Raw genomic sequence first — 13,789 nt, 5'->3', positions numbered from 1 at the left:
ATCCCAAATGGGGTTGGAGAGCTTTCTTTAATTCGCTATATTGGTTCATGGGGTTTCTGATGGCTATCCTCAATTCTGATGAAACCCCATCCTGTTCTTCTTTTCAACTTTTTTGTCCTGTACTGAGAGTTTTTTTATACCAAATTTTGCCCCCCTAGCCCCCCAACTTTGGGGGGAACAAGAGTCCATTTGCTTCTAAAAGTCCCCCAAAATTGGGGGACCAACGGGGGCTTGGATGTAGCAAATGAGACTTCTCAGACAACCTCTTAACACTTAATCCTGATCTCCCCATCTCCCCATCTCCACACTTCCCTCCCGACTCCCGATTCCCGACTCCCGACTCCCGATTCCCCAGAATGGAAGTACCTAACCCGATTGATAACTGCTATCTCATCCATCGCAAATGGATGAGTGTTGCCATAGAAATTGCCCAGAAAGCTGGTGAAGCGGGTGAGGTACCAGTGGGTGCGGTGATTGTAGATAGTGAAGGTAAGTTAATTGCTACAGGAGAGAATCGTCGAGAGCGGGACAAAGACCCCACTGCTCATGCCGAAATCCTGGCACTCCGTGCTGCTGGTCAACAGCTGCAAAGTTGGCATCTTAATCACTGCACTCTCTACGTTACCTTGGAACCTTGTCCCATGTGTGCCGGAGCGATTATCCTAGCACGACTCGGTCTTCTGGTTTATGGTGTTGATGATCCCAAAACTGGCAGCATTCGCACCGTTGCTAATCTTCCTGATAGTGCTTGTTCTAATCATCGGTTGCCAGTAATAGGGGGAATTATGGAATCCGTTTGTCGGGAACAGTTGCAATCTTGGTTTGCCCAGCGACGCAAAAGACCTTAAGCATTCGCCGTTGCTCGTGGAATGGGCATCTTGTGTGGAACTGGCATCTTGCCAGTTTCCTGCTTATTATGGAATGATTTTGTGTGTGGAACTGGCATCTTGCCAGTTTCCTGCTTATTATGGAATGATTTTGTGTGTGGAACTGGCATCTTGCCAGTTTCCTGCTTATTATGGAATGATTTTGTGCGTGGAACTGGCATCTTGCCAGTTTCCTGCTTATTGTGGAACTGGCATCTTGCCAGTTTCCTGCTTATTGTGGAACTGGCATCTTGCCAGTTTCCTGCTTATTTTCGAGCGGGCAGGATGCCCACTCTACTCATATCCATTCCAGGACTGACGCAACGCCATTAATAACCTTAGTATAGATAGCGAACAGACCAGGGCATGACACCACAAGAAGTGTCCCGTTAGTATCAGATATTGATCTTAAAACCACATACAGTAGAAGTGAAGGTTAAGGATTTAGGACAAACCCTTGATCCTTGATAGTTTAGCTCTACTTGCAGTAAGTACGATTGAGCAATGACAACAACGTTAAAACACACTTCTGATGATTATGGTAACGATCACGGTAACGCCATGAAAGCCATGTCAGTAGATTCTGGTATTTGCCACTGGTTAACTAACATTATCTATCCCTTAGGACGGCGTGTTGTTATTCCGTTTCATTTTGGTCAACTTACCGTGACAGGGCAAGAGAACGTTCCTAAGACAGGTCCTGTGATTTTAGCTCCCACCCATCGCTCTCGTTGGGATGCCTTAATAGTTCCTTTCTCCGTTGGTAAACCCTTAACCGGACGTGACTTGCGGTATATGGTCTCAGCCGATGAAATGAATGGCATACAGGGCTGGTTTATCCGTCGTGTAGGAGGGTTTCCCGTAAATACTGGACGTGGAGGAATTAGCAGTATCCGTCAAACTGTGGAACTCCTGAGCAATGGTGAAGCACTGGTAATGTTTCCTGAAGGCAATATCTTCCGAAATGGTGAAGTAAACCCCTTGAAACCTGGTATGGCTCGTATTGCCTTGCAGGTAGAATCATCTCACCCTGGTATTGGTCTCAATATTGTACCGATTGCTCTTAATTATAGCCAGCCTATCCCTAAATGGGGTTGTGATGTCACAGTAACTGTTGGATCTCCGATTAGTGTAGCAGATTATAGTACTCAGTCAGTTAAAAAAGGAGCTGCACAGCTTACCCATGACCTGCATACAGCGATGACCAACTTAGACAAGAGTTATCCACAAAACTGTTCCAAAAAAAAGCTCCTGTAGAGTACAGGAGCTGTAAAAATCACTTAGCTTTAGTTAGCCATTACTTAGCCATTAATTAGCCTTTCTTAGTCTGATTTACCATTGAGTTATTCACTCAATAAAATCACCTAGTCAAGGTCAGGCATACTAAGTACTGCTTCAGTTTCACGCTCAATACCTTTCTCGAATCCAGCAGCGGCAGCCCGTGCACGACCAGCGTGCCAGAGGTGACCAACTAGGAAGAAGAAAGCCATCACAAAGTGGAAACTAGCCAACCAAGCACGAGGGTTGACATAGTTGAAGGAATTTGCCTCAGTAATAATACCACCTACAGAGTTGATGGAACCGTTAGGAGCATGGGTCATGTACTCAGCAGCACGACGTAGCTGCCAAGGCTGAATGTCATTTCTGAGCTTGTTAACATCCAGACCATTGGGACCCCGTAGAGGCTCCAACCACGGACCTTGGAAGTCCCAGAAGCGCATGGTTTCACCACCGAAGATGATTTCACCAGTAGGAGAGCGCATCAGGTATTTACCCAGACCAGTAGGCCCTTGGGAAGATGCGATGTTAGCACCTAGGCGTTGGTCACGGGCTAAGAATACGAAAGACTGAGCTTGAGACGCTTCAGCATTGGTAGGACCATAGAACTCGCTAGGATAAGCGGTGTTGTTGAACCACACGTAGCAAGAGCAAATGAAGCCCATCATGGACAAGGCACCTAAACTGTAGGAGAGGTAAGCTTCTCCAGACCAGACAAAGGCACGACGAGCCCAGCCGAAGGGTTTAGTCAGAATGTGGAATACACCACCAAAGATGCAGATCAGACCAATCCAGATATGACCGCCAATGATGTCTTCCATGTTGTTGACACCAATAATCCAACCTTCACCACCGAAGGGAGCATCGACTAAGTAGCCGAAGATCACAGCAGGGTTCAGGGTTGGGTTGGTGATCAAACGAACAGCACCACCACCGGGTGCCCAAGAGTCATAAACACCGCCGACGAACATGGCCTTGATCACCAGCAAGAAGGCACCCAATCCTAACATGATCAGGTGGAACCCGATGATACTAGTCATCTTGTTCTTATCCTTCCAGTCGTAACCAAAGAAGTTAGAATACTGTTCTAAGGCTTCAGGACCACGAACGGCGTGATAAATACCGCCAAAGCCCAATACGGCAGAAGAAATCAGGTGTAGGACACCAATAACAAAGTAGGGGAAAGTGTCAACAATTTCGCCACCAGGACCAACACCCCAACCTAAAGTAGCCATGTGAGGGATTAGAATCAATCCCTGCTCGAACACAGGCTTTTCGGGAATGTAGTGAGCAACCTCAAATAGGGTCATTGCGCCAGCCCAGAAAACGATCAGGCCAGCATGGGAAACATGAGCTCCCAGCAACTTACCGGAGAGGTTGATCAGACGGGCATTACCAGACCACCAGGCGAAACCGGAAGATTCTTGGTCGCGATTGCCCGCAACCATAGTATTAGAGAGCGTTACCACGCGGTAGTACCTCCTCAGGGAACTCAAAGTTTTGGTGAGGTTGGTCTGCTGGAGCCATCCAAGCCCGCAGACCCTCATTTAGCAAAATGTTCTTAGTATAGAACGTCTCAAATTCTGGGTCTTCTGCTGCCCGGATTTCCTGAGACACGAAGTCATAGGCTCGCAGGTTCAATGCTAAACCTACAATTCCTACTGCACTCATCCACAAGCCAGTTACTGGTACAAACAACATGAAGAAGTGTAACCAGCGCTTGTTGGAGAAGGCAATCCCGAAGATTTGAGACCAGAAGCGGTTGGCGGTGACCATGGAGTAGGTCTCTTCCGCTTGGGTGGGGTTGAACGCCCGGAAGGTGTTGGCTTTGTCTCCATCCTGGAACAGGGTATTTTCTACCGTTGCCCCATGAATAGCACACAGCAGCGCCCCACCGAGTACCCCGGCTACTCCCATCATGTGGAAGGGATTCAGTGTCCAGTTGTGGAAGCCTTGCAGGAACAGAATGAAACGGAAGATACCCGCTACTCCGAAGCTAGGAGCAAAGAACCAGCTGGACTGTCCCAACGGGTACATCAGGAACACGCTGACAAATACTGCAATCGGCGCACTGAATGCGATCGCGTTGTAGGGTCTAATGCCTACTAGACGAGCAATTTCAAATTGCCGCAGCATGAACCCAATCAGACCAAACGCTCCGTGGAATGCCACGAAGCTCCACAACCCTCCTAGTTGGAACCAGCGGGTCAAGTCTCCTTGAGCTTCTGGACCCCACAACAGCAGCAGGGAATGTCCCAGACTGTTAGGAGGAGAGGATACTGCTACGGTCAGGAAGTTACAACCTTCGAGGTAAGAAGAGGCTAAGCCGTGGGTGTACCAAGAGGTAACAAAGGTGGTACCAGTTAGCCAGCCCCCTAACGCCATGTAGGCACAGGGGAACAACAGAATGCCGGACCAGCCGACGAATACAAAGCGATCGCGCTTGAGCCAGTCATCGAGGATATCAAACCATCCTCTGGTGCTGGGGGCGCGTCCTACTGCTACTGTCATAGATTCAAATCCTCATACATATAACGATTTGCAAGGATTCAAAATTGGGACGCTTTTACGTCTTTTTACCGACACTCCCACCCTTCTAGAGGTGGATTTCCCTTAGAGTTCAGTGAGGCAAGAGTCACTTCCCTCTTACAGGATTGTCTTTTAACGGGATGCCACAGGCTATAAGGTTAGGCTGTGGTCACTTAATGTTTCTTAAACTATCATGCAGTTTAACCCTTGACATGATTCTCCCATAAGGAGAGTTGGGTTACAAACGTTACATACAATAATAATAAATACCAAAAATTTTACAAAATTACACATACTCCTCAGATTTTTTTTAGATTTAGTGTCAAAAGTTACATAATTTCCCTGTGTTGGTCAAAAATGTGATACTAATTCTAGATGAGCTCGCTGGAGTATCCATAACTTACTGATTTACTCTCGCTCCTCAGCACTATTGTCAAGTCAGATTTCTTAGAGGCAACCACATCTTCTCATGGCAGCATCCACCAACCAACTGGAAAACCTGGTACTTCGACAATCGGTTCTTGGCTCTCGCCGTTTGAGCAACTATTTAGTGGCAGGAGCTGTATCCATAGGAGGTATAGGCTTTTTCCTCGCAGGCCTTTCGAGTTATCTCAACATGGATCTACTCCCGATTGGAGATGCAACCAACCTAATTTTTATCCCTCAGGGAGTAGCAATGGGCTTCTATGGCGTTGCTGCGCTGTTGCTATCTCTCTACCTATGGCTAACCATTTATTGGGATATCGGTGGAGGGTACAATGAATTTAACCAAGAAACAGCTATGGTCAGAGTAGTGCGGTCTGGCTTTCCCGGTAAAAACCGTGAAGTCGAATTCAGTTGCCGTACAGAAGATGTCCAGTCGATTCGAGTAGACATCAAAGAGGGTCTAAATCCACGCCGAGTCCTCTACGTCCGCACTAAGGATCGCCGGGAAGTTCCTCTAACTCGTGTCGGTCAACCCATCTCCCTTTCGGAATTAGAAAATCAGGGAGCAGAGCTGGCTCGTTTCCTCGGAGTTCCCTTGGAAGGGTTGTAAAGTCTCAGGTGGCCCACTCCCTTATCAAGTTGCTTCCTGTTTAAATAAAGCTTCTTAAAAAAAATAAGTAGTATAGGCTACAGAAACTTAAAAATTAAACAAATATAAACTATCTAGTTAAACTAAGCATGAGTATGAATATCCGGCGCTGGCTATCTGTGATGTTAGTAGTGTTAGCTCTGGTAATAGCAGGATGCAGTGGCTCAACGTCGAACTCAACGGAATCATCAACTCCCGAAAACAACCCTACTCCTGCTGAGACTACCAGCAATCCCCAATTCAGCAATTTACCCCGACTAGACAAAAAAGCTACTGTTGAGCTGAGGGTAAAAGGCTCGCCGATTACTATTGAAGTCGATGGCACCAATGCCCCGATTACAGCTGGCAACTTTGTAGATCTGGTTCAAAAGGGTGTTTATGACGGACTAGTGTTTCACCGAGTGGTAAGGGAACCTCAACCATTTGTTGTCCAAGGTGGTGATCCCCAAGGAAAAAACCCAAAATTCCCAGTAGAGCGTCTGGGCACAGGGGGTTTCATAGATCCACAAACCAAGGAAACTCGTTACATCCCATTAGAAATTAAGCCGAAGGGGGCAGCCGGACCGATATACAGCAAAACCTTTAAGGCAGCTGGAATTAGTAGTCGTCCTCAGTTGAATCATACTCGTGGTGCTGTAGCCATGGCTCGTTCCCAAATGCCAAACTCAGCCTCTTCACAGTTTTACTTTGCCCTAGCAGACCTGCCTTTCTTGGATGGGGACTATGCTGTATTTGGCTATGTCACTGATGGTATGAGTGTGGTAGACAAAATTCAGCAAGGCGATCGCATTGAATCAGTCAAGGTCACTCAAGGCATCGAAAACCTGAAGAAACCTTAAGATAAAGATTAACGATCTTTAAACGAATCCGTGGAGGTATGTGTTACTGGGATTGGATTAGTATCTGCTTTAGGTCGCCTCAAACCCAGTTGGCAGCATTTGCTAAACGGTGAGTCCGCTATTAGGTGGTATCGACCCTTTGCCAATTTACCACCTCTACCCTTGGCGATGATTGGTCAGACACCAGCTTCTGTTGAACAGCTGATCTACCAGGTTGTAGCAGATGCTGTTGAAGATGCTAAGTTAACCATCCCTCTCAGGGATTGTGGGGTGGTGATTGGTTCCAGTCGTAGCTGTCAGGCGGCTTGGGAGCAACTAGCCCAGGAACAGATGACTAGTCATGGGAAACTCGACACCGAACCAGAGTATCCCCGATTTGATATCTTAAATGAGGAGATCTTAACTCTAGAGCATTGGTTAGACACTCTACCCCATCAACCAGCTATTGCTGCTGCCCATTACATTGGTTCCTGTGGGCCAGTCCTAGCACCAATGGCAGCTTGTGCAACAGGAATTTGGGCGATCGCTCAAGGATTTGAATTGATTCAAACCGGTCAATGCCAAAGAGTAATTGCTGGTGCTGTAGAAGCACCAATTACTCCTCTAACCCTAGCCGGATTTACTAAAATGGGGGCTCTAGCAAAAACTGGTGCTTACCCCTTTGACAAGGAACGTCAAGGCTTGGTGTTGGCAGAGGGAGGTTCTGTCTTGGTATTGGAGTCAGAGGATTTGGCTCGTCGTCGAGCAGCCCCTATCTATGGAAAATTACTGGGGTTTGGCTTGACCTCGGACGCTTATCATGTCAGTACACCTAACCCAGATCGACAGAGTGCGATCGCAGCTATCAAACAATGTCTAGACCGCAGCCACCTATTTCCTACAGATATTGATTATATCCATACCCACGGTACCGGAACCAAACTTAATGACCAGAATGAAGCGGAGCTGATTCAGCAGCTATTTCCCCAAGGGGTGGCAATCAGTTCTACCAAAGGAGCCACCGGTCACACTCTTGGTGCCTCTGGAGCCATTGGTACTGCTTTTTGTTTAATGGCTTTAAAACACCAAGTCTTACCCCCTTGTATTGGGTTGAGGGAAACGGAATGGGATTTGGATTTCGTAAGTATAGCGCGTCAGTGCCAAGTCAGGCATGTGCTATGTTTTAGCTTTGGTTTCGGGGGGCAAAATGCAGTAACCGCTTTAGGAATATCCAGCAATTGCCGACATTGAGCCACAATAATATGGTATAGGTGATATCGTTAAGGAAACATTAAGTTTAATTAAATATACAGAACCAATCCCCTTGGGATTTAGGTTCAACCGACTTCATGCCGCAATTAGGAGCAACCCATAATAGTTATGATGCCCAACCAATCCCTTTGCTCTGACCAATATTGTGATCAGTCCAAGGATGACTATCCCCAGCACTTGGACAAGCCACAGGAAGCTTGTGGAGTCTTTGGTATCTATGCACCAGAGCAAGATGTCGCTAAGCTAACTTACTTTGGTCTATTTGCCCTACAGCATCGAGGTCAGGAGTCATCAGGGATTGCTACCTTTGATGACAAGCAGCTGCATGTCTACAAGGATATGGGGCTAGTCTCCCAGGTCTTTAATGAAGAAATTTTGGCTCAGCTACCTGGTCAGAGTGCCGTTGGCCATAACCGCTATTCTACCACCGGTTCTAGCCATATCGGCAATGCTCAACCAGCCGTGGTGGAAACTCCCTTAGGAGCGTTGGCTTTGGCTCATAACGGTAACTTGGTCAACACTATGCAATTACGTGATGATTTACTCAAGCATAACTCTAACTTGATGACCACTACGGATTCAGAACTAATCGCCCTAGCGATCGCTGCAGAGGTTAACCATGGCAAAGGGTGGTTGGAGGCAGCAATGACTGCCTTTCAATCTTGCCAAGGAGCGTTTAGTTTAGTCATTGGCACACCGGATGGATTAATGGGTGTTCGTGACCGGAATGGCATTCGCCCTCTAGTGATTGGCACCTTAGGTGGCAATTCTGGGGGCTACGTGCTGGCATCAGAAACTTGTGGTTTAGACATTATCGGTGCTGACTATCTGCGGGATGTGGAACCGGGAGAATTAGTGTGGATTAATGACGAAGGGATTGCTTCCTTCGACTGGAGTCAAAAGCCAGAGCGCAAAGTTTGCATCTTTGAGATGATTTACTTTGCTCGCCCTGATAGCGTCATGGATGATGAAACTGTGTTTAGCTATCGGTTACGCCTAGGGCGTCAGCTGGCAAAAGAGTCAACACCAGATGCGGACATGGTGATTGCTGTACCCGATTCTGGTATCCCCGCAGCTATCGGCTTTTCCCGAGAGTCCGGTATTCCTTACGGAGAGGGACTGATTAAAAATCGCTATGTGGGTCGCACCTTTATCCAACCCACTCAGAGTATGCGAGAAACTGGCATCCGCATGAAACTTAATCCCCTCAAAGATGTCTTAGTTGGTAAACGACTGGTACTAGTAGATGACTCCATTGTTCGAGGAAACACCAGCAGCAAACTTATCAAAGCTTTGCGTGATGCAGGTGTGGCTGAGGTACATATGCGAGTGTCATCGCCCCCAGTTACTCATCCTTGCTTCTTTGGAATAGACACCGATAACCAAGAGCAACTGATTGCCGCCACCAAGTCAGTGGCAGAAATAGCCAATTATATTGGTGTAGATTCCCTCGCTTATCTGAGTTGGGAGGGAATGATGCTAGCCACAGGGAAAGACTCTAAGAGTTTCTGCTCTGCTTGTTTCACAGGTCATTACCCTGTTCCCCTTTCAGAAGAACTCAAGCGTTCCAAATTGAGGCTGGAAGAGGTACAGGTTTGAAGGTCAAAGGAAAAAGGTCAAAGGTAGCACCACACCCATAACAGGGTGAATAAATTCTCCCAAGCCCTTTGCCTTTTTCCTGCCCCCCTTATTAAGCTCATAAGGGTAGGTTTTTGACTTTGACCTCAGGTGTGGGGTGTAGGGGGACCGGGTGTAGGGTGTGGGGCATAAGAAAGCGATGCCTCAGGTGCGACAATCAAGGGAATTTAATAATTAGATTCGATCAGCGCACCAAAGCCCGACCTGCGGGGGTTTCCCCCACTCGCGCTTTGGTACAAGACAATGATGATTTTTAGCGATGCAGCGCGGTCTTGGGGAGCCAGTGCGGTCTTGGGGGTTCCCCCCGGAGACGAAACCTGATTACGTTGAGCCTTTATGGTTGGTAGGCTATGCAGAAAAGGGGTAAAACTTATTGATTAAGGCGAGCCTGTCTTACGGTAACTTCGGCGTAGCCGACGCTTCGCGAACAAACCATGAGCAACTGGCGTGGTTTCCCCCATGAGCGACTGCATCAAGACAACGACAAATTAAGTATATTGTCTTATCCCCCACACCCCACACCCCACACCCCACACCCCACACCTCACGTCTTTGTTAAAAACTTACCCCTGTGAGCTTATTAAGGGGGGATAAGGGGAGCCTTTATTGGTACTGTTGGTTGGCGACAAGCGTAAATTTATTGAGGTTGCCAAGGCTGATCATCCCCTAAAGTTAAGAAATTCTACACCAGCTCTGCTAATGCCCACCATTGTTCAATGCATAGGTTATTATTATCACTGAGTGATTAAGAACGATTATGGGTGAAGCAAAACGCCGGAAAGCAGCACTGGGAGAAGACTACGGGAAAGAAGCCAACATATTTCCATGGCTCCCGATAACTAAAAGTCAGGGTGAGCAGTTTGTTAAATGGACCACTAGGGGAGCTTGGGCTGGTATTGTCTTTATGATTGTCTTCTGGCTAACGGTGAGATTTATAGGACCTGGATTTGGTTGGTGGCAAGTAAATTAACATCTAAGGCTCGCTAATCAAACGTAACTATCGGTTGCACTTCAACCGGTAGTTAGGTTAGTTAAAGAATTTCCATAAACATATAGAAACTACTAATGTATATCCCTTGACTCATGAAAATTGTGACAAGGGAGCCAATTTGCCTTGACCGACAGGTTTATTTTGGGATAGAACAAGGCAAGAGATTAAGGAAAAGATTTACAAAAGTCTATTTTTTATAAAAATCCCCCAATTCTATCCTGATTTATATTGAAACATGAAGATTAAATTTTTAAGAAAGAATAGAAGCTCTAAAATCTAGGAGTGGTGTTTGGAGAACAGACGTGTTTATACGACTTGCAGAGGAGCACCGTCAATTTGTCAGAGATTTAGTAATGAATCTCCAGGCGTTGGCAATTGTACTAGAAAACCAAGGCTATTTAGCCTCCTGCTACACCTGTGGTGGGCAGATGAATAGCGCATCGTTTATGGTTAGCTTGGGGGACAATCACCTGATTCGATTTTTGGTTTCAGATTACGGGATCACTTGGACTGAAATGCGCGATGACCGAGAACTGATGAAGTTGGAAGGTGCTGAAGCCATTGGTCAACTACAAGATCTCGCCAATCTGGTTAAATACCGAATTCGTCCTTCAGAATCTCACCCTGCCCTTAAGTTACCACTGTCGTGACCTGAGAACTGAGTAAGGCAAAACAGGAATCCAACCAGGATTGCTAAACACAGATATATAGCACAGTTTTATCCATATAATTCTGTCTATTTGTGTTTTGATCAACATCAACAGGGAAAGGTAAAAATTGATGGCTGGCTAATTCATGGCTGGCTAATTGAGTGTTGAACGTTAACTGTTGACTGTCAACACTCAACTGGAAATACTTCATCGAAAGGTAAAGCCCATAAAGTGCTTTAGCAACGGCTAAGACCGACGGCTAAGAGCAGCATTGTAAACCTTCTCATTTTGTTGGACTGACTTCCACAAATCGACTACAGGCTGAGGATAGTGTACACCTATTCTTAGCCCATAGCGCTTTTGCTCATCCGATGATAATGTCCAGGGTTCATGGACTTTCCTGGCAGGGACAGAAGTAAGTTCTGGTAGCCAATGTTTTACGTATTTTCCCTGGGGATCATAATCTTTGGATTGTTTCTGAATATTAAAATAGCGAAAACCCCGAGCATCATTGCCTACCCCAGCTGTGTAGTTCCAGTTGCCCCAATTGCTACACACATCATAATCAATCAAGAGCGACTCAAACCACTCCGCTCCCATCTGCCAGTTTATCCCCAGATTCTTGGTCAGGAAACTGGCAACATTTTGTCTACCCCGATTGGACATAAAGCCTGTGGCTGTTAATTCCCGCATATTGGCATCAACTAGGGGAAAACCAGTCATTCCCTCGGTCCACAGGTCAAATCTCTTCCAGTCCACCTTCCACGGTATGCTTACCCCTTGTAATCCCGATTGGTGAAAGACTCGATTACCATGCTTGGCACAGATAAATCGGAAATAGTCGCGCCACAGTAACTCAAAGACTAACCAATAGGTAGAGTCGTTTTTAGCCCGTTGTATTTCGTACTCCTGAACCTGTTGATAGATATAACGAGGCGATAGACAACCCAAGGCTAGCCAGGGGGAAAATTTGGAGGAGTAATCTGCTCCCAACATGCCATTTCGGGTTTGTTTGTAACGCTTAAGACAGTCTTTTTCCCAGAAGTAGTGATCTAGTCTAGCTAGTCCGGCTGTTTCCCCACCTTTGAATTGCAACACTGCCCGTTGATCAGGGACTGGTGGCTCAAGTCCCAACTCAGCTAACTGAGGCAGTTCACCAACATCTATCTTAGGTAACGGTGGTAGACTTTTGGGAGTGGGGAAACTGGGATAAACTGTGGAAGATTTCTCCAGCTGCTTGCGAAATTGGGTAAATACTTCGGGAATGTGGGGAATACCAAAGGGCAATTCATTGATGTGGAATAGGGTAGAGCCCCAAAACGACTTGACTTTCACGCCAATTTGAGCAAGCGCCTTTTTGAGGGCGGATTCGACGGCTAACTCTTCTGAGGTGACTTCCCGGTGATAGTAAACTGCCGAGATTCCTAGTTGTTTTGCTAAAGATGGGATAATCTGTTCCGGTAAACCCCGGCGCACCACTAAATTACTACCAAGATTACTACCAACGGATTTCCCGAGATCGGCAGGGTTAAGCGATCGCAAAGAATTCCGCAAGTCCGCTACACTTTCGAGCAAAAACTGAGCGCGAAATGCACCGGTTTTTGGGAAACCAAAGGAGGTAGTACCAAATTGTCGGTCATCAAAGCAGTACAGGGGGATAATTTCAGCTTTTTCCTGGACAGCTTGATAGAGTGGCTCATGGTCATGGATCCGTAAATCGTTGCGATACCAGATCACGATAAGTTTTTGATTCACAGTGGCTGAGGTCGGTTTTGTTTGATTTTGCCAAGATCCACGAAAGCGCCAAAATGACATTAAGGCGTAGCCCTGATGTCATGTGATTTGTGGTGCTTTTTGTAGTTGCAGATTTTTGTAGTCCGATTGGATGGCATGCCGCAACTGCTCTAGGTGTTCGCGCTTTAGTGCGCTTTTTCACTCTACCAGCGTAACCCTTGCTGATCAATTTCTTTACTGTGTCTCGGCGTTCGCGTCGCGTGGCCTTTAGGCCATCGAAAAACAGAACATAAAACCAAAACTAGATTTTGACAATCCATTATTCAGCAATGCTCCTAAGTCTGGCAATTTGGCGCTTAGTAATGGCAAACTTCTTAGGCGCTTTGATGCGGCGAAATAAAACAGTGATCAGAGCCAAGAATTTGGTTTTATTCATGATTAGGTAAAGATGGGTGCTGTGTCATAGCGATCGCTGGGACAATATCATCTAATGTGATGTCGAACATGAGGGTGAAGCGAGCATCTGGTATTAAGCAGCGCAGTGCTTGCAGATGGGCTTCTGCTTGATTGCGGCGGCGAAAGCGAGCGACAACGATTCGCTGGCATTTAGGCAGATGGCGAATGATGCGCCAAGGAAATAGTTCGTCTTTATAGCTCATTGATGCACTCCTATTAATTGCTTGTTGTATTCTAGGGAAAGTTTTTTAGTCCCATCTTCATCGAACAGAGTGATGGGCTACTTACAGACTTAATCTGAATAGATGTGTGTAATTATGTTAATTAAGTTATAAAGCGTGATTACTTAAATCAGCAGGGTAATCGCATCTTAATTTTGTATAAAATGTACTTGACAAATAGTTAGGTGTGTGGGTCTACCTCCCAGAAGCCCAAGCAGTTAACCTGAGGATCAACAAAAGTTTCTATTTCCCCATCGTTGG

The 13,789-nt window shown here is 46.4% G+C and carries 15 protein-coding genes; 9 read left to right on the top strand and 6 right to left on the bottom strand.

Translation table 11 applies throughout. From position 1 onward, the window contains the following. Positions 1–266 precede the first annotated feature (266 nt). The gene (locus F6K46_RS33495) at positions 267–398 is read right to left on the bottom strand and encodes a hypothetical protein (protein ID WP_293066248.1); all 132 of its coding nucleotides are present in this window, start codon (positions 396–398) and stop codon (positions 267–269) included. Between F6K46_RS33495 and tadA the strand changes: the two genes are divergently transcribed. From tadA to F6K46_RS33480, 3 genes are all read left to right on the top strand, one after another. Then, positions 357–848, top strand: a complete 492-nt coding sequence (gene tadA / locus F6K46_RS33490; protein WP_293066245.1) for a tRNA adenosine(34) deaminase TadA — start codon at positions 357–359, stop codon at positions 846–848. The two genes, F6K46_RS33495 and tadA, sit on opposite strands and share 42 nt — an antisense overlap. Further along, positions 823–1,185, top strand: a complete 363-nt coding sequence (locus tag F6K46_RS33485) for a hypothetical protein (protein ID WP_293066242.1) — start codon at positions 823–825, stop codon at positions 1,183–1,185. The genes tadA and F6K46_RS33485 overlap by 26 nt, the downstream gene beginning before the upstream one ends. Before the next feature lie 185 nt (positions 1,186–1,370). Continuing rightward, positions 1,371–2,123, top strand: coding sequence for a 1-acyl-sn-glycerol-3-phosphate acyltransferase (locus F6K46_RS33480; RefSeq protein ID WP_293066239.1), 753 nt, complete (start codon positions 1,371–1,373; stop codon positions 2,121–2,123). Positions 2,124–2,230: 107 nt separating this feature from the next. Here F6K46_RS33480 and psbC read toward each other — a convergent pair whose 3' ends face one another. Further along, on the bottom strand, positions 2,231–3,613 hold the full coding sequence (gene psbC / locus F6K46_RS33475) for a photosystem II reaction center protein CP43 (RefSeq protein WP_075897363.1): 1,383 nt from the start codon (positions 3,611–3,613) through the stop codon (positions 2,231–2,233). After that, positions 3,597–4,655: a photosystem II D2 protein (photosystem q(a) protein) gene (gene psbD, locus F6K46_RS33470; RefSeq protein WP_008183309.1), complete on the bottom strand. Its 1,059-nt coding sequence runs from the start codon at positions 4,653–4,655 to the stop codon at positions 3,597–3,599. Before psbD ends, psbC begins: the two co-directional genes overlap by 17 nt. A 487-nt stretch (positions 4,656–5,142) precedes the next feature. Here psbD and F6K46_RS33465 point away from each other — a divergent pair, with 487 nt between their 5' ends. The 6 genes from F6K46_RS33465 to F6K46_RS33440 all read left to right on the top strand — a co-directional run bounded on the left by F6K46_RS33465 (position 5,143) and on the right by F6K46_RS33440 (position 11,117). Continuing rightward, positions 5,143–5,709: a photosystem I assembly protein Ycf4 gene (locus tag F6K46_RS33465; protein WP_075897365.1), complete on the top strand. Its 567-nt coding sequence runs from the start codon at positions 5,143–5,145 to the stop codon at positions 5,707–5,709. 128 nt (positions 5,710–5,837) lie between these two features. After that, a complete protein-coding gene (locus tag F6K46_RS33460) occupies positions 5,838–6,587 on the top strand; it encodes a peptidylprolyl isomerase (protein WP_293066233.1) in 750 nt (249 codons plus the stop codon). A 30-nt stretch (positions 6,588–6,617) separates the two neighbouring features. After that, the gene (locus F6K46_RS33455; protein WP_293066230.1) at positions 6,618–7,817 is read left to right on the top strand and encodes a beta-ketoacyl-ACP synthase; all 1,200 of its coding nucleotides are present in this window, start codon (positions 6,618–6,620) and stop codon (positions 7,815–7,817) included. A gap of 129 nt (positions 7,818–7,946) precedes the next feature. Next, on the top strand, positions 7,947–9,437 hold the full coding sequence (gene purF / locus F6K46_RS33450; protein ID WP_293066227.1) for an amidophosphoribosyltransferase: 1,491 nt from the start codon (positions 7,947–7,949) through the stop codon (positions 9,435–9,437). 796 nt (positions 9,438–10,233) lie between these two features. Continuing rightward, the gene (locus tag F6K46_RS33445; protein WP_075897373.1) at positions 10,234–10,446 is read left to right on the top strand and encodes a DUF2839 domain-containing protein; all 213 of its coding nucleotides are present in this window, start codon (positions 10,234–10,236) and stop codon (positions 10,444–10,446) included. Positions 10,447–10,769: 323 nt separating this feature from the next. Then, positions 10,770–11,117 carry a DUF1815 family protein gene (locus F6K46_RS33440; RefSeq protein ID WP_070391648.1) on the top strand — a complete coding sequence of 116 codons (348 nt, stop codon included), beginning with the start codon at positions 10,770–10,772 and terminating at the stop codon, positions 11,115–11,117. A gap of 43 nt (positions 11,118–11,160) precedes the next feature. On the opposite strand, the gene F6K46_RS33435 is transcribed toward F6K46_RS33440, so the two are convergent. The 3 genes from F6K46_RS33435 to F6K46_RS33425 all read right to left on the bottom strand — a co-directional run bounded on the left by F6K46_RS33435 (position 11,161) and on the right by F6K46_RS33425 (position 13,510). Then, entirely contained in the window at positions 11,161–11,328 is a 168-nt protein-coding gene (locus F6K46_RS33435) for a hypothetical protein (RefSeq protein WP_293066224.1), read from the bottom strand. A gap of 35 nt (positions 11,329–11,363) precedes the next feature. After that, positions 11,364–12,872 carry a DASH family cryptochrome gene (locus tag F6K46_RS33430; protein WP_293066221.1) on the bottom strand — a complete coding sequence of 503 codons (1,509 nt, stop codon included), beginning with the start codon at positions 12,870–12,872 and terminating at the stop codon, positions 11,364–11,366. A 407-nt stretch (positions 12,873–13,279) separates the two neighbouring features. After that, the gene (locus F6K46_RS33425) at positions 13,280–13,510 is read right to left on the bottom strand and encodes a hypothetical protein (RefSeq protein ID WP_293066219.1); all 231 of its coding nucleotides are present in this window, start codon (positions 13,508–13,510) and stop codon (positions 13,280–13,282) included. Positions 13,511–13,789: the final 279 nt, after the last annotated feature.

It is taken from the genome of Moorena sp. SIO3E8, assembly GCF_010692445.1.
GTDB classification, from domain to species: domain Bacteria; phylum Cyanobacteriota; class Cyanobacteriia; order Cyanobacteriales; family Coleofasciculaceae; genus Moorena; species Moorena bouillonii.
Note: the sequence above shows the minus strand (reverse complement) of the source record. Positions and strands in the feature narration are given on the sequence as shown.